The 26966-nt window shown below is 74.0% G+C and carries 19 protein-coding genes and 1 pseudogene; 7 read left to right on the forward strand and 13 right to left on the reverse strand.

The genetic code is table 11. The features are described from left to right. Nucleotides 1-484: 484 nt before the first annotated feature. From BSL84_RS08830 to BSL84_RS08840, 3 genes are all read right to left on the reverse strand, one after another. A complete protein-coding gene (locus tag BSL84_RS08830; protein ID WP_075970134.1) occupies nucleotides 485-1945 on the reverse strand; it encodes a glutamate synthase subunit beta in 1461 nt (486 codons plus the stop codon). Continuing rightward, nucleotides 1938-6476 carry a glutamate synthase large subunit gene (gene gltB, locus BSL84_RS08835; RefSeq protein ID WP_199838784.1) on the reverse strand — a complete coding sequence of 1513 codons (4539 nt, stop codon included), beginning with the start codon at nucleotides 6474-6476 and terminating at the stop codon, nucleotides 1938-1940. Before gltB ends, BSL84_RS08830 begins: the two co-directional genes overlap by 8 nt. Before the next feature lie 426 nt (nucleotides 6477-6902). Then, entirely contained in the window at nucleotides 6903-7634 is a 732-nt protein-coding gene (locus BSL84_RS08840; RefSeq protein WP_030026637.1) for a VIT1/CCC1 transporter family protein, read from the reverse strand. 259 nt (nucleotides 7635-7893) lie between these two features. On the opposite strand from BSL84_RS08840, the gene BSL84_RS08845 reads away from it, so the two are divergent. The 7 genes from BSL84_RS08845 to BSL84_RS08880 all read left to right on the forward strand — a co-directional run bounded on the left by BSL84_RS08845 (nucleotide 7894) and on the right by BSL84_RS08880 (nucleotide 17768). Further along, nucleotides 7894-8889 carry an ADP-ribosylglycohydrolase family protein gene (locus tag BSL84_RS08845; RefSeq protein WP_045324311.1) on the forward strand — a complete coding sequence of 332 codons (996 nt, stop codon included), beginning with the start codon at nucleotides 7894-7896 and terminating at the stop codon, nucleotides 8887-8889. 1022 nt (nucleotides 8890-9911) lie between these two features. After that, complete coding sequence (locus BSL84_RS08855) at nucleotides 9912-11048, forward strand: ADP-ribosylglycohydrolase family protein (protein ID WP_420718779.1); 1137 nt, start codon at nucleotides 9912-9914, stop codon at nucleotides 11046-11048. A 139-nt stretch (nucleotides 11049-11187) separates the two neighbouring features. Then, the gene (locus tag BSL84_RS08860) at nucleotides 11188-12333 is read left to right on the forward strand and encodes an ADP-ribosylglycohydrolase family protein (RefSeq protein WP_045324308.1); all 1146 of its coding nucleotides are present in this window, start codon (nucleotides 11188-11190) and stop codon (nucleotides 12331-12333) included. A gap of 962 nt (nucleotides 12334-13295) precedes the next feature. Continuing rightward, entirely contained in the window at nucleotides 13296-14672 is a 1377-nt protein-coding gene (locus tag BSL84_RS08865; RefSeq protein WP_079273430.1) for an ADP-ribosylglycohydrolase family protein, read from the forward strand. After that, nucleotides 14669-15595: a ribokinase gene (gene rbsK / locus BSL84_RS08870; protein WP_075970137.1), complete on the forward strand. Its 927-nt coding sequence runs from the start codon at nucleotides 14669-14671 to the stop codon at nucleotides 15593-15595. Before BSL84_RS08865 ends, rbsK begins: the two co-directional genes overlap by 4 nt. A 185-nt stretch (nucleotides 15596-15780) precedes the next feature. Further along, on the forward strand, nucleotides 15781-16956 hold the full coding sequence (locus tag BSL84_RS08875; protein ID WP_075972021.1) for a CaiB/BaiF CoA transferase family protein: 1176 nt from the start codon (nucleotides 15781-15783) through the stop codon (nucleotides 16954-16956). After that, nucleotides 16953-17768 (forward strand): HpcH/HpaI aldolase/citrate lyase family protein, encoded by an 816-nt coding sequence (locus BSL84_RS08880; RefSeq protein WP_045324075.1) that lies wholly within the window; start codon nucleotides 16953-16955, stop codon nucleotides 17766-17768. The genes BSL84_RS08875 and BSL84_RS08880 overlap by 4 nt, the downstream gene beginning before the upstream one ends. A 279-nt stretch (nucleotides 17769-18047) precedes the next feature. On the opposite strand, the gene lgt is transcribed toward BSL84_RS08880, so the two are convergent. The 10 genes and pseudogenes from lgt to BSL84_RS08930 form a co-directional block, all read right to left on the reverse strand. Further along, on the reverse strand, nucleotides 18048-19103 hold the full coding sequence (lgt, locus tag BSL84_RS08885; RefSeq protein WP_079273151.1) for a prolipoprotein diacylglyceryl transferase: 1056 nt from the start codon (nucleotides 19101-19103) through the stop codon (nucleotides 18048-18050). 319 nt (nucleotides 19104-19422) lie between these two features. Then, nucleotides 19423-20217, reverse strand: a pseudogene (locus BSL84_RS08890) (DsbA family protein); the annotation flags it as partial. 95 nt (nucleotides 20218-20312) lie between these two features. Beyond that, nucleotides 20313-21140 carry a tryptophan synthase subunit alpha gene (gene trpA, locus BSL84_RS08895; RefSeq protein ID WP_030030450.1) on the reverse strand — a complete coding sequence of 276 codons (828 nt, stop codon included), beginning with the start codon at nucleotides 21138-21140 and terminating at the stop codon, nucleotides 20313-20315. Further along, entirely contained in the window at nucleotides 21137-22408 is a 1272-nt protein-coding gene (gene trpB / locus BSL84_RS08900; protein WP_030030451.1) for a tryptophan synthase subunit beta, read from the reverse strand. The genes trpA and trpB overlap by 4 nt, the downstream gene beginning before the upstream one ends. Nucleotides 22409-22612: 204 nt before the next feature. Then, entirely contained in the window at nucleotides 22613-22804 is a 192-nt protein-coding gene (trpM, locus tag BSL84_RS08905; protein ID WP_045324077.1) for a tryptophan biosynthesis modulator TrpM, read from the reverse strand. An 8-nt stretch (nucleotides 22805-22812) separates the two neighbouring features. After that, nucleotides 22813-23622 carry an indole-3-glycerol phosphate synthase TrpC gene (gene trpC / locus BSL84_RS08910; protein ID WP_030032547.1) on the reverse strand — a complete coding sequence of 270 codons (810 nt, stop codon included), beginning with the start codon at nucleotides 23620-23622 and terminating at the stop codon, nucleotides 22813-22815. A 172-nt stretch (nucleotides 23623-23794) separates the two neighbouring features. After that, complete coding sequence (locus tag BSL84_RS08915) at nucleotides 23795-24310, reverse strand: DUF2752 domain-containing protein (RefSeq protein WP_234363428.1); 516 nt, start codon at nucleotides 24308-24310, stop codon at nucleotides 23795-23797. Between the two features lie 89 nt (nucleotides 24311-24399). After that, nucleotides 24400-24651, reverse strand: a complete 252-nt coding sequence (locus tag BSL84_RS08920; protein WP_030032551.1) for an HGxxPAAW family protein — start codon at nucleotides 24649-24651, stop codon at nucleotides 24400-24402. A gap of 113 nt (nucleotides 24652-24764) precedes the next feature. Then, nucleotides 24765-25457 (reverse strand): TIGR02234 family membrane protein, encoded by a 693-nt coding sequence (locus tag BSL84_RS08925; RefSeq protein WP_045324078.1) that lies wholly within the window; start codon nucleotides 25455-25457, stop codon nucleotides 24765-24767. A 14-nt stretch (nucleotides 25458-25471) separates the two neighbouring features. Continuing rightward, the gene (locus tag BSL84_RS08930; protein ID WP_030031521.1) at nucleotides 25472-26962 is read right to left on the reverse strand and encodes an anthranilate synthase component I; all 1491 of its coding nucleotides are present in this window, start codon (nucleotides 26960-26962) and stop codon (nucleotides 25472-25474) included. Nucleotides 26963-26966: the final 4 nt, after the last annotated feature.

Consider the following 26966-nt stretch of genomic DNA (forward strand, 5'->3'; position numbering starts at 1 on the left):
CGCCCTTCGCGAGGCGGGGGCGCTTGCCGAATGCCCGTACCCCGCACCGCCGGTCGGAGGCCGGCGCAGCCGGGCGAAGCCCGGGAGGCCGCCCGCGGCCGAGCGGTGCGAGCACGGCGTCCGGAAGGAGTCGTGGCGGGCGCTGTGCCGGGTGTTCCGTACGCCGTTGTACGGACCGTATGAGGGGTCCCGCCCTTCGCAAGGCGGGGGCGCTTGCCGAATGCCCGGGCCCCGCACCGCCGGTCGGAGGCCGGCGCAGCCGGGCGAAGCCCGGGAGGCCGCCCGCGGCCGAGCGGTGCGAGCACGGCGTCCGGAAGGAGTCGTGGCGGGCGCTGTGCCGGGTGTTCCGTACGCCGTTGTACGGACCGTATGAGGGGTCCCGCCCTTCGCGAGGCGGGGGCGCTTGCCGAATGCCCGTACCCCGCACCGCCGGTCGGAGGGGCCCCCGGCCGAGCAGTGCGGGCACGGCGCCCGGAAAGGCGGGCTACACCGTCAGCGAGCGGTCCGTCGGCTTGACCGGGTACGGGAGGGTGCTGCTGCCGGTCAGGAAGCGGTCCACGCCGCGGGCGGCGGAGCGGCCTTCCGCGATGGCCCAGACGATCAGCGACTGGCCGCGGCCGGCGTCGCCGGCGACGAAGACGCCGTCGACGTTGGTCGCGTAGGAGGCGTCGCGGTCGATGTTGCCGCGGGCGTCCAGCTCCACGCCGAACTGCTGGACCAGGCCGTTGGCCTGGTCGGTGCCCGTGAAGCCCATGGCCAGGGTCACCAGCTGCGCGGGGAGGACGCGCTCGGTGCCGGGCTTCTGGACGAGCTTGCCGTCGACGAACTCGACCTCGACCAGGTGCAGGGCCTGGACGTTGCCGTCCTCGTCGCCCTCGAAGTGGGTAGTGGAGACGGAGTAGACCCGCTCGCCGCCCTCCTCGTGGGCCGAGGTGACCTTGTACAGCATCGGGAAGGTCGGCCACGGCTGGTTGGCGCTGCGCTCCTCGCCCGGCTTCGGCATGATCTCCAGCTGGGTGACCGAGGCCGCGCCCTGGCGGTGGGCGGTGCCCACGCAGTCCGCGCCGGTGTCGCCGCCGCCGATGACGACCACGTGCTTGCCCTCGGCGGTGATCGGCGGGGTGAGGAAGTCGCCCTCCTGGACCTTGTTCGCGAGCGGCAGGTACTCCATCGCGAAGTGGATGCCCTTGAGTTCGCGGCCCGGGACCGGCAGGTCGCGGGAGACGGTGGCGCCGGCCGCGACGACCACCGCGTCGAACCGCTTGCGCAGGTCGGTGGCCGTGATGTCACGGCCGACCTCGACGCCGGTGCGGAACTTGGTGCCCTCCGCGCGCATCTGCTCGATGCGGCGGTTGATGTGCACCTTCTCCATCTTGAACTCGGGGATGCCGTAGCGCAGCAGGCCGCCGATGCGGTCGGCGCGCTCGTAGACGACGACGGTGTGGCCGGCCCGGGTCAGCTGCTGGGCGGCGGCCAGGCCGGCCGGGCCGGAGCCGATCACGGCGACGGTCTTGCCGGACAGGCGCTCGGGGGCCTGCGGGGTGACGTCCCCGTTGTCCCACGCCTTGTTGATGATCGAGACCTCGACGTTCTTGATGGTGACGGCCGGCTGGTTGATGCCGAGCACGCACGCCGACTCGCACGGGGCGGGGCACAGGCGGCCCGTGAACTCGGGGAAGTTGTTCGTGGCGTGCAGCCGTTCCGACGCCGCCGCCCAGTCGTCGCGGTAGGCGTAGTCGTTCCACTCGGGGATCAGGTTCCCCAGCGGGCAGCCGTTGTGGCAGAACGGGATGCCGCAGTCCATGCAGCGGCCGGCCTGCTTGCTGATGATCGGCAACAGCGAGCCCGGGACGTAGACCTCGTTCCAGTCCTTCAGCCGGTCGGCGACGGGACGGGAGCAGGCGGTCTCGCGGGTGGTGGTGAGGAAGCCCTTCGGGTCAGCCATGGGTCGCCGCCTCCATCATCTTCTCCGTGGTCTCGGATTCCGAGAGTCCGGCGAGCTCAGCGGCGTCCTTGGCGGCGAGCACTGCCTTGTACGTGGTCGGGATGATCTTGCTGAAGCGGTCCACCGCGACGGACCAGTCAGCCAGGAGCTTCGCGGCCACGGTCGAGCCGGTCTCCTCCTCGTGGCGGCGCACCACATCGTGCAGCCACTGCTTGTCCGCGTCGGACAGGGCCTCGACGGCGCCCGCGTTGCCGACGTTGACGTTGTTCGGGTCGAGGTCGACGACGTACGCGACGCCGCCCGACATGCCGGCCGCGAAGTTGCGGCCGGTCTCGCCCAGGACGACCGCGGTGCCGCCGGTCATGTACTCGCAGCCGTGGTCGCCCACGCCTTCCGAGACGACCAGGGCGCCGGAGTTGCGGACGCAGAAGCGTTCGCCGGTGCGGCCGCGCAGGAACATCTCGCCGCCGGTGGCTCCGTAGCCGATGGTGTTGCCGGCGATGGTGGAGTACTCGGCGAGGTGGTCGGCGGCGCGGTCCGGGCGGACCACGATGCGGCCGCCGGAGAGGCCCTTGCCGACGTAGTCGTTGGCGTCGCCCTCCAGGCGGAGGGTGATGCCCTTGGGGACGAAGGCGCCGAAGGACTGGCCGGCGCTTCCGGTGAAGGTGAGGTCGATGGTGTTGTCGGGCAGGCCCGCACCGCCGAACTTCTTCGTGACGTGGTGGCCGAGCATCGTGCCGACGGTCCGGTTGATGTTCCGGATGGCGACCTGGGCGCGGACCGGCTGGGCGGTCTCGGCGGACTCGGCGTTCAGGGCGTCGGCCGCGAGTTCGACGAGCTCGTTGTCGAGGGCCTTCTCCAGACCGTGGTCCTGCTCGATCAGGGCGTGGCGGACCGCGCCCTCGGGCAGCTCGGGCACGTAGAAGAGCGGCTCCAGGTCGAGACCCTGCGCCTTCCAGTGCGTGACGGCCTTGGTGGTGTCGAGGAGCTCGGCGTGGCCGACGGCCTCCTCGATCGTGCGGAAGCCCAGCTCGGCGAGGAGCTCGCGCACCTCCTCCGCGATGAACTCGAAGAAGTTCACGACGAATTCGGGCTTGCCGGAGAAGCGGTCGCGCAGGACCGGGTTCTGCGTGGCGATGCCGACGGGGCAGGTGTCCAGGTGGCAGACGCGCATCATGACGCAGCCGGAGACGACGAGCGGCGCGGTCGCGAAACCGAACTCCTCGGCGCCGAGCAGCGCGGCGATGACGACGTCGCGGCCGGTCTTGAGCTGGCCGTCGGTCTGGACGACGATGCGGTCGCGCAGGCCGTTGAGCAGCAGGGTCTGCTGGGTTTCGGCGAGGCCGAGCTCCCAGGGGCCGCCCGCGTGCTTGAGCGAGGTGAGCGGGGAGGCGCCCGTGCCGCCGTCGTGGCCGGAGATGAGGACGACGTCCGCGTGGGCCTTGGAGACGCCCGCCGCGACCGTGCCGACGCCGACTTCGGAGACCAGCTTCACGTGGATGCGGGCGACCGGGTTGGCGTTCTTGAGGTCGTGGATGAGCTGGGCGAGGTCCTCGATGGAGTAGATGTCGTGGTGCGGCGGCGGGGAGATCAGGCCGACGCCGGGGGTGGAGTGCCGGGTCTTGGCGACCCACGGGTAGACCTTGTGGCCGGGCAGCTGGCCGCCCTCGCCGGGCTTGGCGCCCTGCGCCATCTTGATCTGGATGTCGTCCGCGTTGACCAGGTACTCGCTGGTGACACCGAAGCGGCCGGAGGCGACCTGCTTGATGGAGGAGCGGCGCGCCGGGTCGTACAGGCGCTCCGGGTCCTCGCCGCCCTCACCGGTGTTGGACTTGGCGCCCAGCTGGTTCATGGCGATGGCGAGGGTTTCGTGCGCCTCCTTGGAGATGGAGCCGTACGACATGGCGCCGGTGGAGAAGCGCTTGACGATCTCGGAGACCGGCTCGACCTCGTCGATGGAGATCGACGGGCGGTCGCTCTTGAAGCCGAAGAGGCCGCGGAGCGTCATCAGGCGCTCGGACTGCTCGTTCACGCGGTCCGTGTACTGCCGGAAGATGTCGTACCGGCGGTTGCGGGTGGCGTGCTGGAGGCGGAAGACGGTCTCCGGGTCGAACAGGTGCGGTTCGCCCTCGCGGCGCCACTGGTACTCGCCGCCGATCTCCAGCGCGCGGTGCGTGGCGGCGACGCCGGAGGCCGGGTACGCCTTGGCGTGGCGGGCGGCGACCTCCTTGGCGATGACGTCCAGGCCGGCGCCGCCGATCTTGGTGGCGGTGCCGTTGAAGTAGGTCTCGACGAACTCCTCGTTCAGGCCGACGGCTTCGAAGACCTGGGCGCCGCGGTAGGAGGCGACGGTGGAGATGCCCATCTTGGACATGACCTTCAGGACGCCCTTGCCGAGGGCGTAGATCAGGTTCTTGATGGCCTGTTCCGGCTCCAGGCCGGAGAGGAAGGTGCCGGCGCGCAGCAGGTCCTCGACGGACTCCATGGCGAGGTACGGGTTGACCGCGGCGGCGCCGTAGCCGATGAGCAGGGCGACGTGGTGGACCTCGCGGACGTCGCCGGCCTCGACCAGCAGGCCCACCTGGGTGCGCTGCTTGGTGGCGATGAGGTGGTGGTGCACGGCGGCGGTGAGCAGCAGCGACGGGATCGGTGCGTGCTCGGCGTCGGAGTGCCGGTCCGAGAGGACGATCAGGCGGGCGCCGCCAGCGATGGCCGCGTCGGCTTCGGCGCGGATCTCCTCGATGCGGGCGGCGAGGGCGTCGCCGCCGCCGGAGACGCGGTAGAGGCCGGAGAGCGTGGCGGCCTTCATGCCGGGCATGTCGCCGTCGGCGTTGATGTGGATGAGCTTGGCCAGCTCGTCGTTGTCGATCACCGGGAAGGGCAGGGTGACGCTGCGGCAGGACGCGGCGGTCGGCTCCAGCAGGTTGGACTGCGGGCCGATCGAGGAGAGCAGCGAGGTGACGAGCTCTTCGCGGATGGCGTCCAGCGGCGGGTTGGTGACCTGTGCGAACAGCTGGGTGAAGTAGTCGAAGAGCAGTCGGGGGCGCTCGGAGAGGGCCGCGATCGGGGAGTCCGTGCCCATGGAGCCCAGGGGCTCGCCGGCCGTGCGGGCCATCGGCGCGAGGATGACGCGCAGTTCTTCCTCGGTGTAGCCGAAGGTCTGCTGGCGGCGGGTGACGGAGGCGTGCGTGTGCACGATGTGCTCGCGCTCGGGCAGGTCCGTCAGCTCGATCTCGCCGGTCTCCAGCCATTCGGCGTAGGGGGCGGCGGAGGCGAGCTCGTTCTTGATCTCGTCGTCCTCGACGATCCGCTTCTGGGCGGTGTCGACGAGGAACATCTTGCCGGGCTGGAGGCGGCCCTTGCGGACGACCTTGGCCGGGTCGATGTCGAGGACGCCGACCTCGGAGCCGAGGACGACGAGGCCGTCGTCGGTGACCCAGTAGCGGCCGGGGCGCAGGCCGTTGCGGTCGAGGACCGCGCCGACCTGGGTGCCGTCGGTGAAGGTGACGCAGGCGGGGCCGTCCCAGGGCTCCATCATCGTGGAGTGGTACTGGTAGAAGGCGCGGCGGGCCGGGTCCATGGAGGTGTGGTTCTCCCACGCCTCCGGGATCATCATCAGCACGCTGTGCGGCAGGGACCGGCCGCCGAGGTGGAGCAGTTCCAGGACCTCGTCGAAGGAGGCCGAGTCGGAGGCGTCCGGGGTGCAGATGGGGAAGATGCGGTCGAGTGCGCCCTCGCCGAAGGCGGTGGACGCGAGCTGGGACTCGCGGGCCTTCATCCAGTTGCGGTTGCCCTTGACCGTGTTGATCTCGCCGTTGTGGGCGACGAAGCGGTACGGGTGGGCGAGCGGCCACGACGGGAAGGTGTTGGTGGAGAACCGCGAGTGGACCAGGGCGAGCGCCGAGGCGAAGCGGCGGTCGGAGAGGTCGGGGAAGAAGGGCTCCAGCTGGCCGGTGGTCAGCATGCCCTTGTAGACGATGGTGCGGGCGGAGAGCGACGGGAAGTACACGCCGGCCTCGCGCTCGGCGCGCTTGCGCAGCACGAACGCCTTGCGGTCCAGCTCGATGCCCGTGGTGCCGTTGCCGACGAAGAGCTGGCGGAAGGCGGGCATGGTGGCGCGGGCGCCGTTGCCGAGCAGGTCGGGGGTGACCGGGACCTCGCGCCAGCCGAGGACCGTGAGGTTCTCCTCGGCGGCGATGGCCTCGATCTGCTCCGCGGCGACGGCCTGTGCGGTGCCGTCGGCGGGGAGGAAGGCGATGCCGACGGCGTAGGCGCCGGCTTCGGGGAGCTCGAATCCGGCGACGTCGCGCAGGAAGGCGTCCGGTACCTGGGAGAGGATTCCCGCGCCGTCACCGGAGTCCGGCTCGGAGCCGGTGGCGCCGCGGTGTTCGAGGTTCCGCAGGACGGTCAGGGCCTGCTCGACGAGGGTGTGGGTGGCCTCGCCGGTGAGGTTCGCCACGAATCCGACGCCGCAGGCGTCCTTCTCGTTGCGCGGGTCGTACATGCCCTGCTGGGCGGGGCGACCGTCCATGGGCGACCAGGCGGTGTTCAGGCCGGTCGCGGAGTGCGTGGATGCGGAACGCATCGGCTCTCCCGTCGTCGTCGTGGCATATGTGCATAGCCGAGGGACGACGTTGGCCCTCTGCGAAATTTCGTGCAGATTACATGATGACGACTATCCCGAGAAGCGGATATGCCATTCCAGCATGCGGACACTGCGCGAGGCAGAAAGAGGGGACTTTCACGGCGCTCTACGGGCGGGCTGCGGGGTGTCGCGGGGGTGTCGCGAGGTGACCCGGCTGTCGCGGCGTAGCGCGTGGGGCGAAGGTCCCGGTACAGGGCGGGCATCATTGCCCACCCGGAGTCCTGGAGTGATGCCCGGCGGACACACGATCGAAACCACCGGGTAACGGACTACTTATGTTGCGTTCTGCATAGTGTCTCACTCCCAGGCCGGTCAGCCTACGGCTCCGCCGATCCAGCTGCCCAGGATGTACGTCACACCGGCGGCCGCACCGCCGAGCAGCAGCTGGCGCAGGCCGCTGTACCACCAGGTCCGGGCGGTGACCCGGGCGACGACCGCGCCGCAGGCGAAGAGCCCGGCCAGTGCGAGCAGCACCGCGGGCCACAGGGCCGTGGCGCCGAGGAGGTACGGCAGTACGGGGAGCAGGGCGCCCAGCGCGAAGGAGCCGAAGGACGAGGCTGCGGCGACGAGCGGCGACGGCAGGTCGTCCGGGTCGATGCCGAGCTCCTCGCGGGCGTGGATCTCCAGGGCCTGCTCGGGGTCGCGGGAGAGCTGCATGGCGACCTCGCGGGCGAGCGCCGGCTCGACGCCTCGGGAGACGTAGAGCTCGGCCAGCTCCTCCATCTCGTCGACGGGGTGCTTGCGCAGCTGCTGGCGCTCGATGTCGAGCTCGGCGAGGACCAGCTCGCGCTGGGAGGCCACGGAGGTGTACTCGCCGGCGGCCATCGAGAAGGCTCCGGCGGCGAGTCCGGCGAGTCCGGTGATCACGACGGTCTGCGGGGCGACGGCTCCGCCGGCCACGCCGGTCATGAGGGCGAGGTTGGAGACGAGGCCGTCCATCGCGCCGAAGACGGCCGGCCGCAGCCATCCACCGTTGACGTCGCGGTGGGTGTGGTTGTCGCGGTGCGCGGTGTGCAGCGGTGCTTCGATGTCGATGATGGACATGCGCGGTATCTCCCCTTGTCTCCCCATTGGTGCGGGCGGACGCTGCGACACGTTCCGCTCCCCCTGGACTCCTCGAAACTACGCACGATTTTTGTCGCCCGCCAGCAAGGAAGGCCGTACTTACCTGCGGTTTTACGGGTCGGCGACCGGGTGACGCGGGCGTTCCCGGGGTGTTTCGCGGCGCGCGACAAACCACATGACATGGCACAAATCCCCCAAGGGCTCATGATGAGCACCATCCACGTGGGAGAGGCGCGCCATGGAGCCGGTGAAGCAGATTGCGTGCGATCCGCAGGTCCTCCTCGAACGGGCCAGGGGCGCACTCCTCGGACTCGCGGTGGGCGACGCGCTCGGCGCCCCCGCGGAGAACATGAAGCCCTCCGAGATCCGGGCGAGGTGGGGCCGCATCGAGGGCTTCGTGACGGAGGACCCGGCGGGCACGGACGACACCGAGTACGCGATCTTCTCCGGGCTGCTCCTGGCCCGCCACGGCTCGGCGCTCACCGTGTCCCACGTCGAGCGGGCGTGGCACCACTGGATCGCCGACCTCGACGAGGGCCCCTTCCGCGGGGCCGGGTTCTCCGAGCGCGGCACCCTGGAGAACCTCCGCCGGGGCCTGGCGGCCCCCATCTCGGCCCAGCACCGGCACGCGTGGTCGGACGGGCTGGCCATGCGGGCCGCGCCGTTCGGGGTGTTCGCGGCGGGCCGGCCCGCCGAGGCGGCGCGGCTGGTCGCCATCGACGGCACGGTCAGCCACGACGGCGAGGGCATCTACGGCGGCCAGGCGGTCGCGGCGGGCGTCGCCGCGGCCATGGCGGGCGGCAGCCCGGCCTCCGTGGTCTCCGCCGCCCTCTCGGTCATCCCGTCGGACTCCTGGACGGCCCGCTCCCTGCGCCGGGCGGTCACCGCGGCCCCGCGCGGGGAACGGGCCGTGCGCTCGGCGGTGGTCATCGGCGGCTACCCGTGGACGGACCTGGCGCCGGAGGCGGTGGGCCTCGCGTTCGGCGCGTTCGCCGCCGCCGGCGGGGACTTCGCCGCCTCCGTCCTCACCGCCGTGAACATGGGCCGCGACGCCGACACCACCGCCGCGGTGGCGGGCGCCCTGGCCGGCGCGGTGTCGGGGGCCGCGGCGATCCCCACCGCCTGGGGCTCGGCGATCGGCCCGGTGCGCGGCAGCTGCCTCCCGTCGATGCGGGGCTACCACGTCCTGGACATCGCGGACCTCCTCACCCCGGAATACGAGGCCGCCCGGTGACCCCGACCCCCGACCCCTCCCCGACCGACCCTGCCGGCAAGGGGAGCCCGCAGCCTCCGGCGACCGCCGCAGCCCCCGACACCGACCGGTCCCCCACGCCCCCGCGCCACCCGGCACCGGCAGGCCCCGGAACCGTCACCCGCCCGCCGGAACGAGCGCCGGAGCCGGTAGAGCCGCCTGCCGCTGCACCGAAGACCCGCGGCCTGCCGGCACCCGCGGACCCGGCCGCCCCGCCGGCGCCCCTGGCTGCCGCGGGACGCCTCGGGCACGTTCCCACAGGTCCGGCCGATCCGCCGAGCCCCGCCGAACGCGGCCCGGGCGCCCAGCCAGGGCCCCGAGCGGCCGCCACCGCCCTCGGCAGCGCCCCGGACGCGACCCGCCATCAGGAGATCCGGCGGCAACCGCGACCCGTACCGACCGCCCTGGCGGCCGGATCGGCGAGCCCCGGCCCAAGCCCGACCGCCCCCGGCCCCGACCGCGTGCCGGATCCCGCGCAGGCGCCCGACCCGGCCCCCGGAAGCCCCGGGCCCGTACCCCCGGGCGCGCCCGTACCGGCGGAGCGCTGGTCCGAAGCGGCCCCGGGACCACAGGCCCGGGCGGGTCTGGTCCCGGCAAGCCCGGCCGCCCTCGGCCCCGGGTCCTGGGCACCGCTGTCCGTACCGGCGGAGCTCCGGTCCGGGGCGGCTCGCGGGCCGCAGACCCGCGCAGAACCCCTACCGGCCGGCCCGGCCGTCCTCCACCCCGGCCCCGGCGCACCGCTGTCCGTACCGGCGGAGCTCCGGTCCGGGGCGGCTCGCGGGCCGCGGGCCCAGGCAGAGGCCGTACCGGCCGTACTCGGCCCGGGGCCCGGGGTGGCACACCCCGTACTGGCGAACCCCGGCTCCGCGGTCGCCCCGGCCGGACTTCACCCCGGCCCCCGGGCACCGCAGCCCGTACCGGCGGGCACCGGGGCCGAGGCCGTCCCAGGGGCGCAAGCCCGGCCGGCGGTCAGGGGGCTGCCCCTGCTTTCGGGGAGGGGCCGGGTGGGGCGGGACGACCGCCGCCCCATCGAAGGCCTCCTCCTCGGGCTCGCCGCAGGCGACGCGGCCGGCTGGCCGGCGGCCCGCCACCGCGCCAGCCGGATGCCCGAGTGGACCCGCCGCCTCACCCGCGAGCTCGACACCTTCGCCGAGCAGAACGCCACCACCACCCTCCCCGTCCCCATCGCCCTCAACCAGCCCCCGGAGCCGCTGCGCCTCGGCCCCTCCGACGACGCCGAATGGGCGGCCTTCGTGGCCGAGTCCGTACTCACCGCCGCCGGCGTCCTCCTCAGCGACCTCTCCCGCTCCCGCCGCATGCGCGCCGCCATCGACCTCGCCTGGAACGCCCTCGCCTCCGAAGTCGCCGCCGCGGCCGAACGCGCACCCGAAGTCGAGTCCGCCGTCCTGCCCCTGCGCGCACGGATCTCCGTACGAGCCGGCCTCGGCAACCTCGCCACCGGCCTGCGCCCGCCCGCAACCGGCCACGACAACCCGCACTACTTCGACGACGCCGCCTGCGTCCGCGCCTGCGTCCTCGCCGTCGTCCACCCCGGCGACGCCGGGGCCGCCGCCGACCTCGCCGAGTTCGACGCCCGCTACACCCAGGACGGCGACGGCGTGCACGGCGCCCGCGCCATGGCGGCCGCCGTCGCCACCGCCCTCACCACCGCCGACGTCGACGACGCCGTGGACGCCGCCCTCGCCCAGCTCCCCTCGGCCACCGAGATCGGCCGCAACGCCCGGCACGCCGTCGGGCTGGCCCGTGCCCACGCGGACGGAGGCGCTTTCGCCATCGTGCCCACCCTGGAACACGAGATCGTCGACCACGTCTACAGCTACGGCATCGCCGCCGCCGAGACCGTCCCCGTGGCCCTCGCCCTCGCGACCGCCGCCCGTGGCAGGGCGGCCGAGGCCGTGCCGGCCGCCGCGTGCCTGTCACGCGTCGCGGACTCCGCCCCCGCCCTCGTCGGCGCGCTCACCGGCGTGATCGGCGGCGGCGACTCGATCCCCGCCGCCTGGCGCCAGGCCTGCCGCACCCTCTCCGGCTGCGCCCTCCCCCGCCTCGCCGGCACCGACCTCGTGGAACTCGCCGCGCTCCTCGCCGGCACCGAGCTCACCTCGCCCAAGACGGCCCCGTGAACGGCGGCAGCCGGCCCCGCGAGCACGCTCGGTACGTGTCGACCGCGCCCGCGCGGGCTCCTTGGGGGCAAGGTGGTAGACCTCCCGCACGCACCGCCCGCACCGGCTGCGACCGGGGTTTCCGGACAAGGAGAGTGGCATGACGCTCACGTTGGAGGACCGGGCCTGCGGGGCCCTGGTCGGCGCCGCCGTCGGTGACGCGCTCGGCGGCCCCGTGGAGGGCTGGACCCCGGACCAGATCGTCGAACGGCACGGCGGCCGCGTCCACGGCATCGTCGGCCCGTGGCACGAGAACTGGCGCACGGCGCGCCCCATCGCCCCGTACCACAAGGGCGACGGACACGTCACGGACGACACCCTGATGACGCATGCGCTGGTACGGGTCTACGAGGCCGTGCGCGACCACCTCGACGCCTACGCCGTCGCCGAGCACCTGGTCCCCGACCTGATGTCCACCCCTCGCTGGATCCCCGAACTGGAGGCCGAGGCGCTGCCGTTGCAGCGGGTCTTCCTCGCGGAGAAGTGGATGGTGACCCGCCTGCACTACGCGCACGCCGACCCACGCGAGGCCGGCACCGGCAACATCGTCAACTGCGGTGCGGCCATGTACATGGCTCCGGTGGGCATCGCCAACGCGGGCAACCCGGCGGGCGCCTACGCGGAGGCCCTCGACATCGCCGGCGCGCACCAGTCCTCGTACGGGCGGGAGGCGGCGGGCGTGTTCGCGGCGGCCGTGGCGGCGGCGTGCATGCCGGGGGCGACGGCGGCGAGCGTGGTGGACACGGCGCTGTCCCTCGCGAAGGACGGCACCCGGACCGCGATCGCCGCCGTCCGCGAAGCGGCCCGCGCCCACCGGGACTTCGAGTCGGCGCTCACCCCGCTACGGGCGGCGGTGGCCCCGTACGACTCGGTCGGCCCGGACTACCGCAACCCCTCGCTCGACGCCCGCCGCCCGTCCCGCCTCCACGCCATCGAGGAACTTCCGATCGCGCTGGGGATGCTGCTCGTCGCGGACGGCCGGTACGAGGGGGCCGTGCTCGGAGCGGTGAACTACGGGCGGGACTGCGACTCCATCGCCACCATGGCGGGAGCGATCGCCGGTGCCCTGGGCGGCGAGGCCGCGGTCCCGGCCGTCTGGGCGAAGCAGGTCGCCGAGGCCAGCCGCCTGGACCTGCACGCCCCGGCCGTGGCGCTGGCCGCTGTGGCCCGGGAGATCTTCGCCCACGACCGTGCCCGCCGGCGCGCCCACGAGTCGGCCTTCGCCGCGATCGCCACCCCCCGATGACCTCCCCGACGCCCTCCTCCGCCGCCGGAGGGCCCTCCCGGCCCGAGCCCGCCACCACTGCCGGTCACCCGAAGCCTCCCCGGCGGGCGGCCGGCGCTCCGGCCCATGGCACCGCCCGGATGCCCGAAGGCTCGGCCCCCGGCCGCTCCGGCGCAGGCTCCCCGGCTGCCCCCGGGCCGGCCGGCCCGAACAGCACCGGCGCTCTCTCCGCCACCGGCCGGAACCCGTGCACGGGGCCGGCGGGGGCCGGTGCCGGCGCCCCCGCCCCGGGCCGGAGCCCGACACCGGCGGCCGGACCCGCCGTCGGCTCCCCCGCCGCGGAGGACCGGCCTCCCGGGCTCGTGCCGCGCGCGGCCACCGAATTCGGCGCTGCGACAACGCCTTCCGGCACGCCGGAACCGCCGATCGGAAGCTCCCCGTACGGGGCGGACCTCGTAGGGGGGTGCCGTCCGGCCGGACGGGCGGCGGAGGCGGACCGGGTGCGGCTGACCTGGGCTCAGCCCGAGGACCTGGTCGGGCACGAGTTGCGGCAGGCGGCCGAGGACGGCCGCGACCCGGGCCCCGCCCTGCGAGCCTGGACCGCCGCGGGCGGCCGGCCGGCGCCCGAGCGCGCCGGAGCCTCCCCCGCACCGGCACCCCCGCACCTGCGTGCGCTGGCGGCCCACCTGCTGGACGAACTCGCCTGCCTTCCCTCCCCGTTGACCGCCGCCGAGCCGACCTCCTGGGCCGACATCGTCGCCTCCCTGCCGCAGACCGCGGAGACGGTCGTATCCCCCGAACCACCGCACACCCGCCCCGGGCGTACGGCCACGGGCCGGAGGCCCCGGCCCGTGGGCCACGCCCCCGCCCCCTTGCCGGGCCACCCCTCCACGGGTCCGGTCCCGAGATCCGAGGCCAGGCCCGCCGCCCGCCCCGAACCGCAAAAGACCGCCCACCCCGCGCCCCAAGCCCCGCCGCACGGCATCGGCACCCCCACCGGCCCGCGACCTGCCGACCCGGGCCCGAACAGCGCCGGTCCCGAACCCAGGTGGCGACCGCAGGCCAAGGGCGAGGCCCGGCCCGCCGCCCGCCCCGGGCGGCACAAGCCCGCCGCCCCGGAGGCCCAGGTCCGTAACCAGGCGGCCAACGCCCATGGCCCGGCGCCCCAAGCCCCGCCGTGCGGCACCGGCCCGGGGCCGGACGACGCCCGCCCCGAACCCGGGTGGTGGCCGAAGGCCGGGGCAGAGCCGGCGGCAGGCCGAAAGGCAGGGACAGGGGCAAATGCGGCCTCGGAGCCCGGATCGGGGCTGCGGGAGCGGCTGGAAGCCGCATGGCTCGGCCGGGCCGTCGGGTGCCTGCTCGGCAAGCCCGTCGAGAAGCTGCCCCTCCACGGGATCCGGGCGCTGGCCCGCGCCGCGGGCAACTGGCCGCTGGACGACTGGTTCACCGCCCGTGGCGTCCCCGCGGAACTGCTGGCCGCCTACCCCTGGAACCGCCGCTCCGCCCCCACCTCACTCGCCGAGAACATCCACGGCATGCCCGAGGACGACGACCTCAACTACCCCCTCCTCAACCTCCTGCTGCTCCAGCGCCACGGAAAGGCCTTCACCACCGCCGACGTCGCCCGCCTGTGGCTCGACGAACTGCCCGCCGGCCGTACCTTCACCGCCGAGCGCGTCGCGTACCGCAACCTCCTCCTCGGCTGGGAGCCTCCCGCCACCGCCACCCACCACAACCCCTTCCGCGAGTGGATCGGCGCCCTCATCCGCGCCGACGTCCACGGCTGGACCAACCCCGGCGACCCGGCCGCCGCCGCGGCCCAGGCCTACCGCGACGCCTCCCTGACCCACACCGGCAACGGCGTCTACGCCGCCCTCTTCGTCGCCGCCGCCACCGCCCACGCCGCCACCGGGCGCGCGGACGTCCACACCGCCCTGGACGCCGGACTGGCCGCCGTACCGCGGCGCTCCCGCCTCGCCGAGGCGATCCGCTTCGGGATCCGCACTGCCACCGACGAGGCCGACTTCGACTCCGTCGTCGACCGGCTGCACGCCCGCTACGGGCACTACCACTGGGTCCACGCCGTCCCGAACACCGCACTGATCGCCGCCGCCCTTACCCACGCCGACGGCGACTTCACCCGTACCGTCTGCCGAGCGGTGTCCGGCGGCTGGGACACCGACTCCAACGGCGCCACCGCCGGCGCCCTCGCCGGACTGCTCGCCGGCTCCCCGCAGCGGATCCCGCACCGCTGGACCGCCCCACTCGCCAACCGCCTCGCCACCACCGTCCCCGGCTTCGACGGCATCGGCTTCGACACCCTGGCCCACCTCACCGCACAGGAGGCAGCACGCTCATGACGGCCATCGCCGTGCTCGGCAGTACGAACATGGACCTCGTCGCCTACGTCCCCAAGGCCCCTCTCCCCGGAGAGACGGTCACCGGCCGCGCCTTCCGGACCGTCCCCGGCGGCAAGGGCGCCAACCAGGCCGTCGCCGCCGCCCGCTCCGGCGGGAAGGTGGTGATGCTCGGCGCGGTCGGGGCCGACGAGTTCGGCGTACGGCTGCGCTCCGCGCTCACCGCCGCCGGCGTCGAGACGGCGGGCCTGCGCACCGTCGAGGGCCCCAGCGGCACCGCGCACATCACCGTGGACGACGAGGGCGGGAACCGCATCGTCGTCATCCCGGGCGCCAACGGCAGCGTCACCGGCCTGGAAGCGGGCGACGAGGCCCGGATCGCCGCCGCCGGCGCCCTCCTCCTCCAGCTCGAACTCCCCCTGCCCGCCGTCCTCGCCGGCGCCCGCGCCGCCCGCGCACACGGCGTACGTACGGTCCTCACCCCGGCCCCGGCACAGCCTCTGCCCGCCGAACTCCTCGCCGCCACCGACCTCCTGGTGCCCAACGAGCACGAGGCGGCCACCCTGACCGGCCTGACCGACCCCCGGCAGGCCGCCGAGGCACTGCTCGCCACCGTGCCCGAAGTCGTGATCACCCTCGGCGCGGCGGGGGTCCTCCACGCGGCCCGCGGCCACGAGCCACTGACGGTGCCCGCGCCCCGGGTCCGGGCCGTGGACACCACCGCGGCCGGCGACACCTTCGTCGGGGCCCTGGCCGTGGCCCTGGGCGAGGGCCGCCCGATGCCGGAGGCGCTGCGCTGGGCCTCGGCGGCGGCCGCGCTGTCGGTGCAGCGCCACGGCGCCCAGGACTCGATGCCGACCCGCGCCGAGACCGACGCCTTCGCCCTGGCCGGCTGGGAAGCGGAGCAGGCCGGAGCCACCTCGTGACCGCCGACCTACGTGCCGGGGGCGGGGGTGGGTCGGGGCGCTCCCCGCAGGGCGCCGAACGCACCACCGCCACACCTGCCGACCCCGAGAACCGTTCGGCGCCCGAGGAGACGCCCCGACCCACCCCCACCCCCACCCCCACCGAAGCCCCCGGCACGGGAACCGGCACCGCCCGGCCAGGGCCCCTGCACGGTCTGCGGGTGCTCGACCTCGCGACGCTCTTCGCCGGCCCCCTCGCCGCGACCCTGCTCGGCGACTTCGGCGCCGAGGTCGTCAAGGTCGAGCACCCGTCCCTCCCCGACCCCTCCCGCGGCCACGGCCCCGCCAAGGACGGCATCGGCCTGTGGTGGAAGCTGCTCGGCCGGAACAAGCGCACCATCACCCTGGACCTGTCCACCCCCGGCGGCCGGGCCACCCTGCTGCGGCTCGCCGCCACCGCCGACGTGGTCGTCGAGAACTTCCGCCCCGGCACGCTGGAGCGGTGGGGCCTGGGCTGGCCCGAGCTGTCCGCCGCCAACCCGCGCCTGATCCTGGCCCGCGTCACGGCCTTCGGCCAGCAGGGCCCGTACGCCCACCGCCCCGGCTTCGGCACCCTCGCCGAGGCCATGAGCGGCTTCGCCGCGGCCACCGGGGAGCCGGAGGGCCCGCCGACCCTGCCACCCTTCGGCCTCGCCGACTCGATCGCCGCGCTGACCTGCGCGTACGCGGTGATGACGGCGCTCGCCGGGCGTGACCGCACGGGACACGGGCAGGTCGTGGACCTGGCCATCGTCGAGCCGATCCTCACCGTGCTCGGCCCGCAGCCGCTCTGGTACGACCAGCTCGGCTACGTCCAGCCGCGCACCGGCAACCGCTCCGCCAACAACGCCCCCCGCAACACCTACCGCAGTGCCGACGGCCGCTGGCTGGCGGTCTCCGCCTCCGCCCAGTCCATCGCCGAGCGTGTGATGCGGCTGGTCGGCCGGCCGGAGCTGATCGCCGAGCCGTGGTTCTCGACCGGCACCGGGCGGGCCCGGCACGCCGACGTCCTCGACGAGGCGGTCGGCGGCTGGATCGCCCGCCACAAGGCGGAGGAGGTCGTCGACGCCTTCGAGGACGCCGAGGCGGCCGTCGCGCTGGTCTACGACGTCCGCGACGTGATGGACGATCCGCAGTTCGCGGCCCTGGACACGGTGACCGAGATCGAGGATCCGGAGCTGGGCCCCCTGCGGATGCAGAACGTCCTCTTCCGGCTGTCCGAGACTCCCGGCCAGATCCGCTGGGCGGGCCGCCCGCACGGCGCGGACACGGCCGAGGTGCTGACCGAGCTCGGTCTGACCGGGCCCGAGATCGCCGCGTTGCGCACCGAGGGGGCCCTGTGATCCTGACCTGGCTGTACGCGCCTGGCGACCGGCCCGCGGTGGTGGCGAAGGCGCTGGCCTGCGGGCCCGACGCGGTGATCGTCGACCTGGAGGACGCGGTGGCGGCGTCCCGCAAGGAGTACGCCCGGGCCGCCACCGTCGAACTGCTCGCGGAGCGGCCCGCGGTCCCCGTCCACGTCCGCGTCAACGCCCTGGACTCCCCGTGGGGCGGCGCCGACCTCACCGCGCTCGCCGGGCTGCGCGGCCTCGCGGGGTTGCGGCTGCCCAAGATCAGCGCCCCGGAGCAGATCGCCGTGGCCGCCGACCGCACCGGCGGGGTGGGGCTGCACGCCCTGCTGGAGTCGGCGCTGGGCGTGGAGCGCGCGTACGAGATCGCCCGCGCGCACCCGGCCCTGCGCGGGCTCTCCCTCGGTGAGGCGGACCTGCGGGCGGACCTCGCGGCCAGCGCGGAGGAGGGGCTCGACTGGTGCCGCTCCCGGGTGGTGGTCGCGGCGCGTGCCGCCGGGCTGGCGCCCCCGGCCCAGTCGGTGTTCCCCGACATCCGCGACGTGGAGGCGTTGGCGGTCTCCTGCGCGCGCGGCCGGTCCCTGGGCTTCCTCGGCCGGGCGGCTATCCACCCGCGCCAGCTGCCGGTGATCGAGCGGGCCTACCTCCCGGCGCCCGAGGAGGTGAGCGCCGCGGTGGAGGTGCTCAGCGCGGCCCGGGCCGCGCCCGGCGCACTGGCCCTGCCCGACGGCCGGTTCGTGGACCCGGCGGTCGTGGCGTCGGCGCACCGCACCCTCGCGCTCGCCGCGCGGATCCCGGTCCACTGAACCCCTGCGCCGACCGCGCGGCCACCCGCCGGAACCCGGGCGCCGGCCCCGGCGGCCGCCGCACCGCCGCGCGCTGCCGCGCGGGCCGATCCGCGCCGGGCGCCGACCCCGGCCCCGGTCCCGGCAAGCACGATCCGGCCGGTTCAGGCCACCGGCGTACCCCGCGCGCGCACCGTGGGGCGCGCACCGGCCCGCGCTCACCTCACGGGCGGATCGCTCCCGGCAGACGCGAAGGGGGTGCCGCGTGGTCCGCGGCACCCCCTCGTGACGTTTCCGCCGTCAGGCCTTGTCGGCCTCCGGGGCCTCGGCGTCTACGGCCGGCTTGCGCAGGTCGGCCTTGACGGCTCCCTCGCGCACTTCGGCGTCGGCTCGCTGTGCGCGGGTCGGCAGGGAGTCCCTGGGCTCGGCGCCGGCCTCGGCCGTGCCGTCCGACCCGTCCCCGGCCTTGTCACCGGCCTTGTCACCGGCTGCCTCGGCGGACGGGCCCTTGGTCGCGGACTTGTCCTTGCCGTCCCCGCCGGAGGCGTCCGGCTCGACGATCTCCTCGCGGCCCGGCCGCAGCTTCGCGGAGACGACGAGGTAGACGACGGCGAGCACGAACACGAAGATCGAGGTCCACACGTTCAGCCGGACGCCCAGGATGTGGTGCGCCTCGTCGACCCGCATGTACTCGATCCAGCCGCGGCCGACGCAGTACGCGGCCACGTACAGGGCGAACGCGCGGCCGTGCCCGAGCTTGAAGCGGCGGTCGGCCCAGATCACCAGGATGGCGACGCCGACGCACCACAGCGACTCGTACAGGAAGGTCGGGTGGTAGGTCCCGGCGTCCCGGTTCGGGCCGGCGCTGATCTCGACCGCCCACGGCAGGTCGGTGGCCCGGCCGTAGAGCTCCTGGTTGAACCAGTTGCCCCAGCGGCCGCAGGCCTGGGCCAGTGCGATGCCGGGGGCCAGGGCGTCGGCCCAGGCGGGCAGCGGGATGCCGCGCAGCCGGCAGCCGATCCAGGCACCCACCGCGCCCAGCGCGATCGCGCCCCAGATTCCGAGGCCGCCCTCCCAGATCTTGAAGGCGTCGACCCAGTTGCGGCCCTCGCCGAAGTAGAGCTGGTAGTCGGTGATCACGTGGTAGAGGCGACCGCCGACCAGCCCGAACGGCACCGCCCACACGGCGATGTCCGCGACCGTGCCCGGCTTTCCGCCGCGCGCGATCCAGCGCTTGTTGCCGAGCCAGACGGCGACGAAGACGCCGATGATGATGCAGAACGCGTAGCCGCGGAGCGGGATCGGTCCGAGATGGATCACGCCGGTCGACGGACTGGGGATGTAAGCAATGTCCATGGCAGACCTGACGCTACCCTGCCGGACGGTGCGTACCGCAACCCGCCCGGCAGGGTCGAAACCAAATCCAGACATGGATCGGCGGAAGTCAGTCCCCCGAGGACCCGTTCCCGGTGCCACTCCCGGTGCCGCTCCCCGGCCTGGTGCCGGAGCCGTTCGCGGTGCCGCTCACGGGACTGTCCGCGGTTCCCTTGGAGGTCGTGGACGCCGTCCTCGACGCCGACGGTGAGGCCTTCGCCCCGCCCTTCCCCGCGTCCTTCTCCCCGTCCTTCCCGGACCCCTTCTCCTTCTCCGCGTCCTTGGCGCCGGCTCCGCCGGTGCCCTTCGCGGCCGCCTCCACCCGCTGCTTCAGCTTCTGCGGGGTCAGCGGGTCGGCCTGGTCGGCGAAGATGTCCTTGCCGTCGAGCAGCACGGTCGGGGTGCCCCGGAAGTTCCCGGCGGCGAAGGCCTCGTGCGACTTGCCCACCCAGCTGTTGTGCGTACCGTCCTCGACGCACTGGCGGAACCGGGGGGTGTCCAGCCCCTCGACCTTGCCCGCCAGCTCCAGCAGCTTGGCGTTCTTGCCGAAGGCGTCGTCGACCTCCTGCGGCTGGTTCTGGAAGAGGACGTCGTGGTACTCGGCGAACTTTCCGGCGTCCTGCGCGCAGGCCGCCGCGTTGGCGCCCTTCAGGGAGCCGCTGCCGCCCATGTTCCCGTCGATGAGCGTGACCAGGTGGTAGTCCACCTTGAGCAGGCCCTTGGCCTCCAGCTCGTGGATGGTGTCCCGGTAGTTGTCCTCGAAGGACTTGCAGGCGGGGCAGCGGAAGTCCTCCCACACGGTGAGGGTGGACTTCGCCTCGGGTTTGCCCGTCTGGATGGCGAGAGCGTCCTTGCCGGTGGCGCCGGACGGGGCGACCACCGGGCCCGCCGAGTCGGACTTGTCGCCCTTGCCGGCGTTGGCCGCGATCACGCCCACGACCGTCGCCAGGCCCAGGACGCCGACCACCGCCGCCGCGACGATCAGGGTCCGCCGGCGCTTGTCCCGGCTCTTCTGCCGCTCGCGCTCCGCTTGGAGTCGCTCCCGGGCCGATCGTTTCGTCGCATCGCGGTTCGCACCGTCGTTCTTCTCGCTCACGCTCCGCCAAACGAAGCAGGGAGGCACTCGCGTGCCTCCCCGCCGACCATTCCACCCGATCGGACTACAGAACCCGATCGGGTGTCCGGTTTGTCTCAGCCTCTGCGTACGCCCTGCGCGAGTTCGCCCGCCAGCGCCCGTACGGCGTCCAGCCCGGCCGGCAGGTCCGGCGCGTCCAGCAGCAGCTTCACGAAGGCGGAGCCGACGATCACGCCGTCGGCGAAGCCCGCGACCTCCTTCGCCTGGGCGGCATTGGAGACGCCGAGGCCCACGCAGACGGGCAGCTCGGTCGTGGCCCGGGTACGGCGGACCAGGTCCTGGGCCTGGTCGCCGACCGATTCGCGGGTTCCGGTGACGCCCATCAGCGAGGCGGCGTAGACGAAGCCGGAGCCGGCCGCCGTGATGGTGGCCAGCCGCGCGTCCTTGCTGCTGGGTGCCACGACGAAGACGGTCGCCAGACCGTGCTTCTCCGCGTGCTCGCGCCACAGCGCGGACTCCTGGACCGGCAGGTCGGGCAGGATGCAGCCGGCCCCGCCCGCGGCCGCCAGCTCGGCGGTGAACCGCTCGACGCCGTAGCGGTCGATGGGGTTCCAGTAGGTCATCACCAGGATCGGGGCGCCGGTCGCCTCGTGGGCCTCGCGGACCGTGCGGAACACGTCGGCGATCTTGACGCCGCCGCGCAGGGCGATGTCGTCGGCGGTCTGGATGACCGGACCGTCGAGGACCGGGTCGCTGTGGGGCAGGCCGATCTCGACGACGTCCGCGCCGCCGGCGACGACGGCCTTGACGGCCTCGATGCCGCCGTCGACGGTCGGGAAGCCGGCGGGGAGGTAGGCGACGAGGGCCGCGCGGTCCTCGGACTTCGCCTTGGCGAGGGTGGCGCTCAGCAGCTCGATGTTGCCGCGTCCGTGCGTGGAGCTCACTTGTCGTCCCCCTCGGAGAACTCGTTGTCGGCGACTTCACCGTCGGTGTCGTACAGGCCGAAGTAGCGGGCGGCGGTGTCCATGTCCTTGTCGCCGCGGCCGGACAGGTTGACGACGAGCAGGCCGTCCCGGCCCAGTTCCCGGCCCAGGTCCAGGGCGCCGGCGAGGGCATGCGCCGACTCGATCGCCGGGATGATCCCCTCGGTGCGCGACAGCAGGCGCAGGGCCTGCATGGCGGCGTCGTCGGTGACCGCGCGGTACTCGCCGCGGCCGGTGTCCTTGAGGTAGGAGTGCTCCGGGCCGATGCCCGGGTAGTCCAGGCCGGCCGAGATGGAGTACGGCTCGGTGATCTGGCCCTCCTCGTCCTGGAGGACGTAGGAGCGGGAGCCGTGCAGGATGCCCGGCTCGCCCGCGGTCAGCGTGGCCGCGTGCTCGCCGGTCTCGACGCCGTGCCCGGCGGGCTCGAAGCCGACCAGGCGGACGTCCGCGTCCGGGATGAAGGCATGGAAGAGGCCGATGGCGTTGGAGCCGCCGCCGACGCAGGCGGCGACGGCGTCGGGCAGCCGGCCGGCGCGCTCCAGGATCTGGCGGCGGGCCTCGACGCCGATGACGCGGTGGAAGTCGCGGACCATCGCCGGGAAGGGGTGCGGCCCGGCGACCGTTCCGAAGAGGTAGTGGGTGCGGTCGACGTTGGCGACCCAGTCGCGGAACGCCTCGTTGATCGCGTCCTTCAGGGTGCGCGAGCCGGACTTCACCGCGATGACCTCGGCGCCCAGCATGCGCATGCGGGCGACGTTCAGCGCCTGGCGCTGGGTGTCGATCTCGCCCATGTACACGGTGCATTCGAGGCCGAAGAGGGCGCAGGCGGTGGCGGTGGCCACGCCGTGCTGGCCGGCGCCGGTCTCGGCGATGACGCGGGTCTTGCCCATGCGCTTGGTGAGCAGCGCCTGGCCCAGCACGTTGTTGATCTTGTGCGAGCCGGTGTGGTTCAGGTCCTCGCGCTTGAGGAAGATCCGCGCGCCGCCGGCGTGCTCGGCGAAGCGGGGCACCTCGGTGAGGGCGCTCGGGCGGCCGGTGTAGTTGACCATGAGGTCGCCCAGCTCGGCCGCGAAGGACGGGTCGCCCTTGGCCTTCTCGTACTCGACGGCGACCTCGTCCACGGCGGCGACGAGCGCCTCCGGGATGAACTTGCCGCCGAAGTCGCCGAAGTAGCCCTCGGCGTTGGGGACGTGACCCTCCGGGTCCGGGATGAAGAACTCGCTGGACATGATCCAGTGCTCCTACGGGTGCGAGATGCGGCGGGTGGTTTCACCGTATTGCGCCGCCCGCCCGTGCCGCGGACACCCCGCTGGGGATGTCGCCGCACGGTACGCGGGAACCCGCGCCCGGAGCCGGTCGGCCGGGGGCGTCAGGCTGTACGGGACCGCCTCGCGGCGCGGTACGTCTCGCGTACCGGGCCGCGGCAGCCCTCGTTACGGCGCGTCTCCGCGGCGCCATCGCATGCCGTTGACCTGGCCGGGCTCGGAGCCGATCACGTACCGGACCCGCCGCCCGTGGACGCGCCGGGCCGGTGCGCGGCAGCCGCGGGGGCGGCAGCCGCGCGCCAGGGGCGCGTACGCCGTCGGCACGCGGCGCGTGCGGACGGAGGGGCGGTCGTGGGCCATGGGACGGGTCAGCTCCGTCCGTGGCGCAGGGCGGGGTGGGCGCCGGCGGCGACGAGGTCGGCGACGGCCGCCTTCGGGTCGCGGCCGGTGACCAGGGACTCGCCGACGAGGACGGCGTCGGCGCCCTCGTTGGCGTAGGCGATCAGGTCGTGCGGCCCGCGGATGCCGGACTCGGCGACCTTGACGATGTGGGGCGGGATCTCGCCGACGACGCGCTCGAAGGTGGAGCGGTCGACCTTGAGGTCCTTGAGGTTGCGGGCGTTGACGCCGATGATCTTGGCGCCGGCGGCGACCGCGCGCTCCACCTCCTCCTCGTCGTGGACCTCGACGAGCGGGGTGAGGCCGATGGACTCGGCCCGCTCGATGAGGGAGACGAGGGCTTCCTGCTCCAGGGCGGCGACGATCAGCAGCGCGAGGTCGGCGCCGTAGGCGCGGGCCTCCCACAGCTGGTACGCCGTGACGATGAAGTCCTTGCGCAGGATCGGGATGTCCACGCGGGCGCGGACGGCCTCCAGGTCGGCCAGCGAGCCGCCGAACCGGCGCTGCTCGGTGAGGACGGAGATGACCGCCGCACCGCCCGCCTCGTAGTCCGCGGCGAGCCCGGCCGGATCGGCGATGGCGGCCAGCGCGCCCTTGGAGGGGCTGGAGCGCTTGACCTCGCAGATCACCTTGACGCCGTCGCCGCGCAGGGCCGCGACGCCGTCCTTGGCCTGGGGCGCCTTGGCGGCACGCTCCTTGAGCTCGTCGAGGCTCACTCGGGCCTGCCGTTCGGCAAGGTCTTCGCGGACCCCTTCGATGATCTCGTCGAGCACACTCACGCGAGCGGCCCCCTTCCGGGTCGATGACGGTCGGCCGCCCTGCAGACACGTACCACTGCAAGGTCGGCTATCAAATGGTATCCGGCGGAGGAGTCGCCCTCCGCACTCGGTTGACGTCGTCCCAGTAACTGGACATTCGGAATACGCCCTTCATCCCCGCTGCGTACGGGGCTCAGGGCGCCAGCGCCGACCCGAAAGAGAGATTTCGGACAACGGCGAAAACCAGTACCACCGCGCCCAGCGCCCACCACGAGGCCGGACGCAGGACGATCCTCGGGACGGGCCCGCCGCGCAAGGCGCGAACCAGCCACAGGGCCATGAACCCCGCGAAGACGAAGTAGCCGGCGACGGCCAGCGCGTTCGACCCGAAAGCGGCGGCCAGGTCCCCGTGGGCGAAGGCGTGCGCGCTGCGCAGCCCGCCGCAGCCGGGGCACAGGATGCCCGTCAGCCGCAGCAGCGGGCAGACCGGGTAGTGGCCCGGCTCGTTGGGGTCGACGGTGCCCACGTACGTGAACGCCGCGCCGGCCGCGGCCAGGTAGAGCGCCGGGGCCGCGAGCCGCCTGCCCAGGGACGCCCGCCTGGCGGACACCGCGGGTACGACCGGTCCGGCCGGCGGTCCGGACACGGCAGGCGGTCCGGACACGGCCTGCGGACCGGGCACGGCGTCGGGGGTACTGGAGGCGTCCACCTGCTGATTCTCTCCGCTCACGACAAAAGGCGCAGCCCGGCGGGGCCGCGCCTTTCGGCTCTCTTCCAGGACCGGCGCAGGTGACGCGCTCAGGCCTTGGCGGGGACCTTGTTCGCGGCGATGACCTCGGCGAGGTCCTTGTGGGCCGCCTTCGGCGCGCCCATGCCCGCGGCCTTCATCGCCAGGCCGACGACACCGCCGAGCGCGACGACGACCAGACCGGCCCAGAAGCCCAGCGGGTTCGCGAGCACCATGAAGGCGCCGGAGACGCAGAAACCGATGAAGGCGATGGTGACACCGGTCCAGGCGGCCGGGGTGTGTCCGTGGCTCGTGCCCGCCATGAGTTGCTCCTCGTTTGCTCTCTGTCGCGCTGCTGTGTCGAGCGTGCGGTCTGTGACGAACGCTCGGTGACATTGTCCCGTACCCGGCGGCTTCGCCGTCCAGGGGGGTCGGCTCAGGGGCCGGTTCGGCGGGTCCGGTCGCCGCCCGGGTCCGTGGTCGGGTCCTCGCCGCGGTCCAGAGCCTTCCACAGATCCTCCGGCCGGTCGGGATCCACCGCCGCGACGGCCCGCGGGCGGGGGCTGCCGTCACGCTCGTAGCGGCCTCCCATCGACGGCCAGCCGCGGCCGTAGCGCAGCGCCAGCAGTCCGGCGGCCAGGATCAGGGCCGCGCCGGCCGCCGTGACGTACGGCCACGTCGTCTGGGTCAGGCCGGCCACGTGGGCCGCGCTGTCCGCCGTCGTACGGGCGGCCTGCGCGTCCAGGGCGCTGCGGCCGTCGGAGCCGAAGAGCGCCGACAGCGCCGCGCCGAGGCCGCTGAGGGCGAGCAGGCCCGACACCAGCAGCCGGCCCTTGCCGCGTACGGCGAAGACGGCCACCAGGGCGGCCAGGCCCACGATGGCCAGGGCCGCCGGGAGGCCGGTCACGGCCCGCCCGTCGGCACTGAGCTGGAGCGAGTCGCTGCCGATGGCGGCGGTGCCCCGGGCCCACACCCGGCCGGAGGCGAGCAGGACGACGGTGGCGCCGAGCGCGCCGAGCAGCAGCGCGGCGGCCACGCTGCGGCGGCTGCCGCGGCTGTCGGCCGTCTCGGGCTCGGGCTCGGCGGGGGCGTCGGATCGGGGCGGGGGTACGGCACTCACGTACCCCACTATCCCCTACGCCTTCAGGAGCCGCTCAGGCGGTTCGCCGCCGCCACCGCGCGCAGCACGGCGGCGGCCTTGTTGCGGCACTCGTTGTCCTCCAGCTCGGGCACCGAGTCGGCGACGACCCCGGCGCCGGCCTGGACGTACGCCGTGCCGTCGCGCAGCAGGGCCGTCCGGATGGCGATGGCGGTGTCGGAGTCCCCGGCGAAGTCCAGGTAGCCGACGCAGCCGCCGTAGAGGCCTCGGCGGGAGGGCTCCAGCTCCTCGATGATCTGCATGGCGCGCGGCTTGGGCGCCCCGGAGAGGGTGCCGGCCGGGAAGCAGGCCGTGAGCACGTCGAAGGCGGTCCTGCCCTCGGCCACGCGGCCCGTCACGGTGGAGACGATGTGCATGACGTGGGAGTAGCGCTCGATCGACATGAAGTCGACGACCTCCACCGATCCCGGCTCGCAGACCCTGCCGAGGTCGTTGCGGCCCAGGTCGACGAGCATCAGGTGCTCGGCGCGCTCCTTGGGGTCGGCCAGCAGCTCCTCGGCGAGGTCGTTGTCCTCCTGCGGGGTCGCGCCGCGGTGGCGGGTGCCGGCGATGGGGTGGACCATGGCCCGGCCGTCCTCGACCTTGACCAGTGCCTCGGGGCTGGAGCCGACGACGTCGAAGCCGTTCTCGAAGCGGAAGAGGTACATGTACGGGGACGGGTTGGTGGCGCGCAGCACCCGGTAGACGTCCAGCGCGGAGGCCTCGCAGGAGGTCTCGAACCGCTGCGAGGGCACCACCTGGAAGGCCTCGCCGGCCCGGATCCGCTCCTTGATGTCCTCGACGGCCGCCTGGTACTCCTCGCCGCCCCACAGGGCGGAGAACTCGGGCAGCTCGGAGGCGGGCAGCGGGGCGGGAACGTAGGGCGCGGGCCGGGCCAGGTCCGCCTCCATGGCGTCCAGGCGGGCCACGGCGTCCGCGTAGGCCTCGTCGACCCCGGAGTCGAGGTCGTTGTGGTTGATGGCGTTGGCGATGAGCTGGACGGTGCCGTCCCAGTGGTCCAGCACGGCGAGGTCGGAGGTGAGCAGCATCGTCAGCTCGGGCAGCTTCAGGTCGTCGCTGCCGTGCTCGCCGATGCGCTCCAGGCGGCGCACGATGTCGTAGCCGAGGTAGCCGACCATGCCGCCGGTGAAGGGGGGCATGCCGGCCGCGAGGTCGCGGGGCGTGTGCAGGGCCTCGACGGTGGCGCGCAGGGCGTCGAGGGGGTCGCCGCCGGTGGGTACGCCGACGGGCGGGGTGCCGATCCAGTGCGCCTGGCCGTCCCGGACGGTCAGGGTCGCGTCGCTGCGGACCCCGACGAAGGAGTACCGGGACCAGGACCGGCCGTTCTCCGCGGACTCCAGGAGGAAGGTTCCGGGGCGTTCGGCGGCCAGCTTGCGGTAGAGCCCGACGGGCGTGTCCCCGTCGGCGAGCAGCTTGCGGCTCACGGGGATGACGCGGCGGTCGGCCGCGAGCTTGCGGAACGTCTCAAGATCCATTGAG

Source organism: Streptomyces sp. TN58 (assembly GCF_001941845.1).
Lineage (GTDB): Bacteria > Actinomycetota > Actinomycetes > Streptomycetales > Streptomycetaceae > Streptomyces.

Excerpts from the sequence above, each read along its gene's own strand:
- trpB (WP_030030451.1), bottom strand. The coding sequence starts at position 22,408 with ATGTCCAGCGAGTTCTTCATCCCGGACCCGGAGGGTCACGTCCCCAAC.
- BSL84_RS08860 (WP_045324308.1), top strand. The coding sequence starts at position 11,188 with ATGACGCTCACGTTGGAGGACCGGGCCTGCGGGGCCCTGGTCGGCGCC.
- BSL84_RS08830 (WP_075970134.1), bottom strand. The coding sequence starts at position 1,945 with ATGGCTGACCCGAAGGGCTTCCTCACCACCACCCGCGAGACCGCCTGC.
- BSL84_RS08845 (WP_045324311.1), top strand. The coding sequence starts at position 7,894 with ATGGAGCCGGTGAAGCAGATTGCGTGCGATCCGCAGGTCCTCCTCGAA.
- rbsK (WP_075970137.1), top strand. The coding sequence starts at position 14,669 with ATGACGGCCATCGCCGTGCTCGGCAGTACGAACATGGACCTCGTCGCC.
- BSL84_RS08840 (WP_030026637.1), bottom strand. The coding sequence starts at position 7,634 with ATGTCCATCATCGACATCGAAGCACCGCTGCACACCGCGCACCGCGAC.
- gltB (WP_199838784.1), bottom strand. The coding sequence starts at position 6,476 with ATGGACGGTCGCCCCGCCCAGCAGGGCATGTACGACCCGCGCAACGAG.
- lgt (WP_079273151.1), bottom strand. The coding sequence starts at position 19,103 with ATGGACATTGCTTACATCCCCAGTCCGTCGACCGGCGTGATCCATCTC.
- BSL84_RS08930 (WP_030031521.1), bottom strand. The coding sequence starts at position 26,962 with ATGGATCTTGAGACGTTCCGCAAGCTCGCGGCCGACCGCCGCGTCATC.
- trpM (WP_045324077.1), bottom strand. The coding sequence starts at position 22,804 with ATGGCCCACGACCGCCCCTCCGTCCGCACGCGCCGCGTGCCGACGGCG.
- BSL84_RS08920 (WP_030032551.1), bottom strand. The coding sequence starts at position 24,651 with ATGGCGGGCACGAGCCACGGACACACCCCGGCCGCCTGGACCGGTGTC.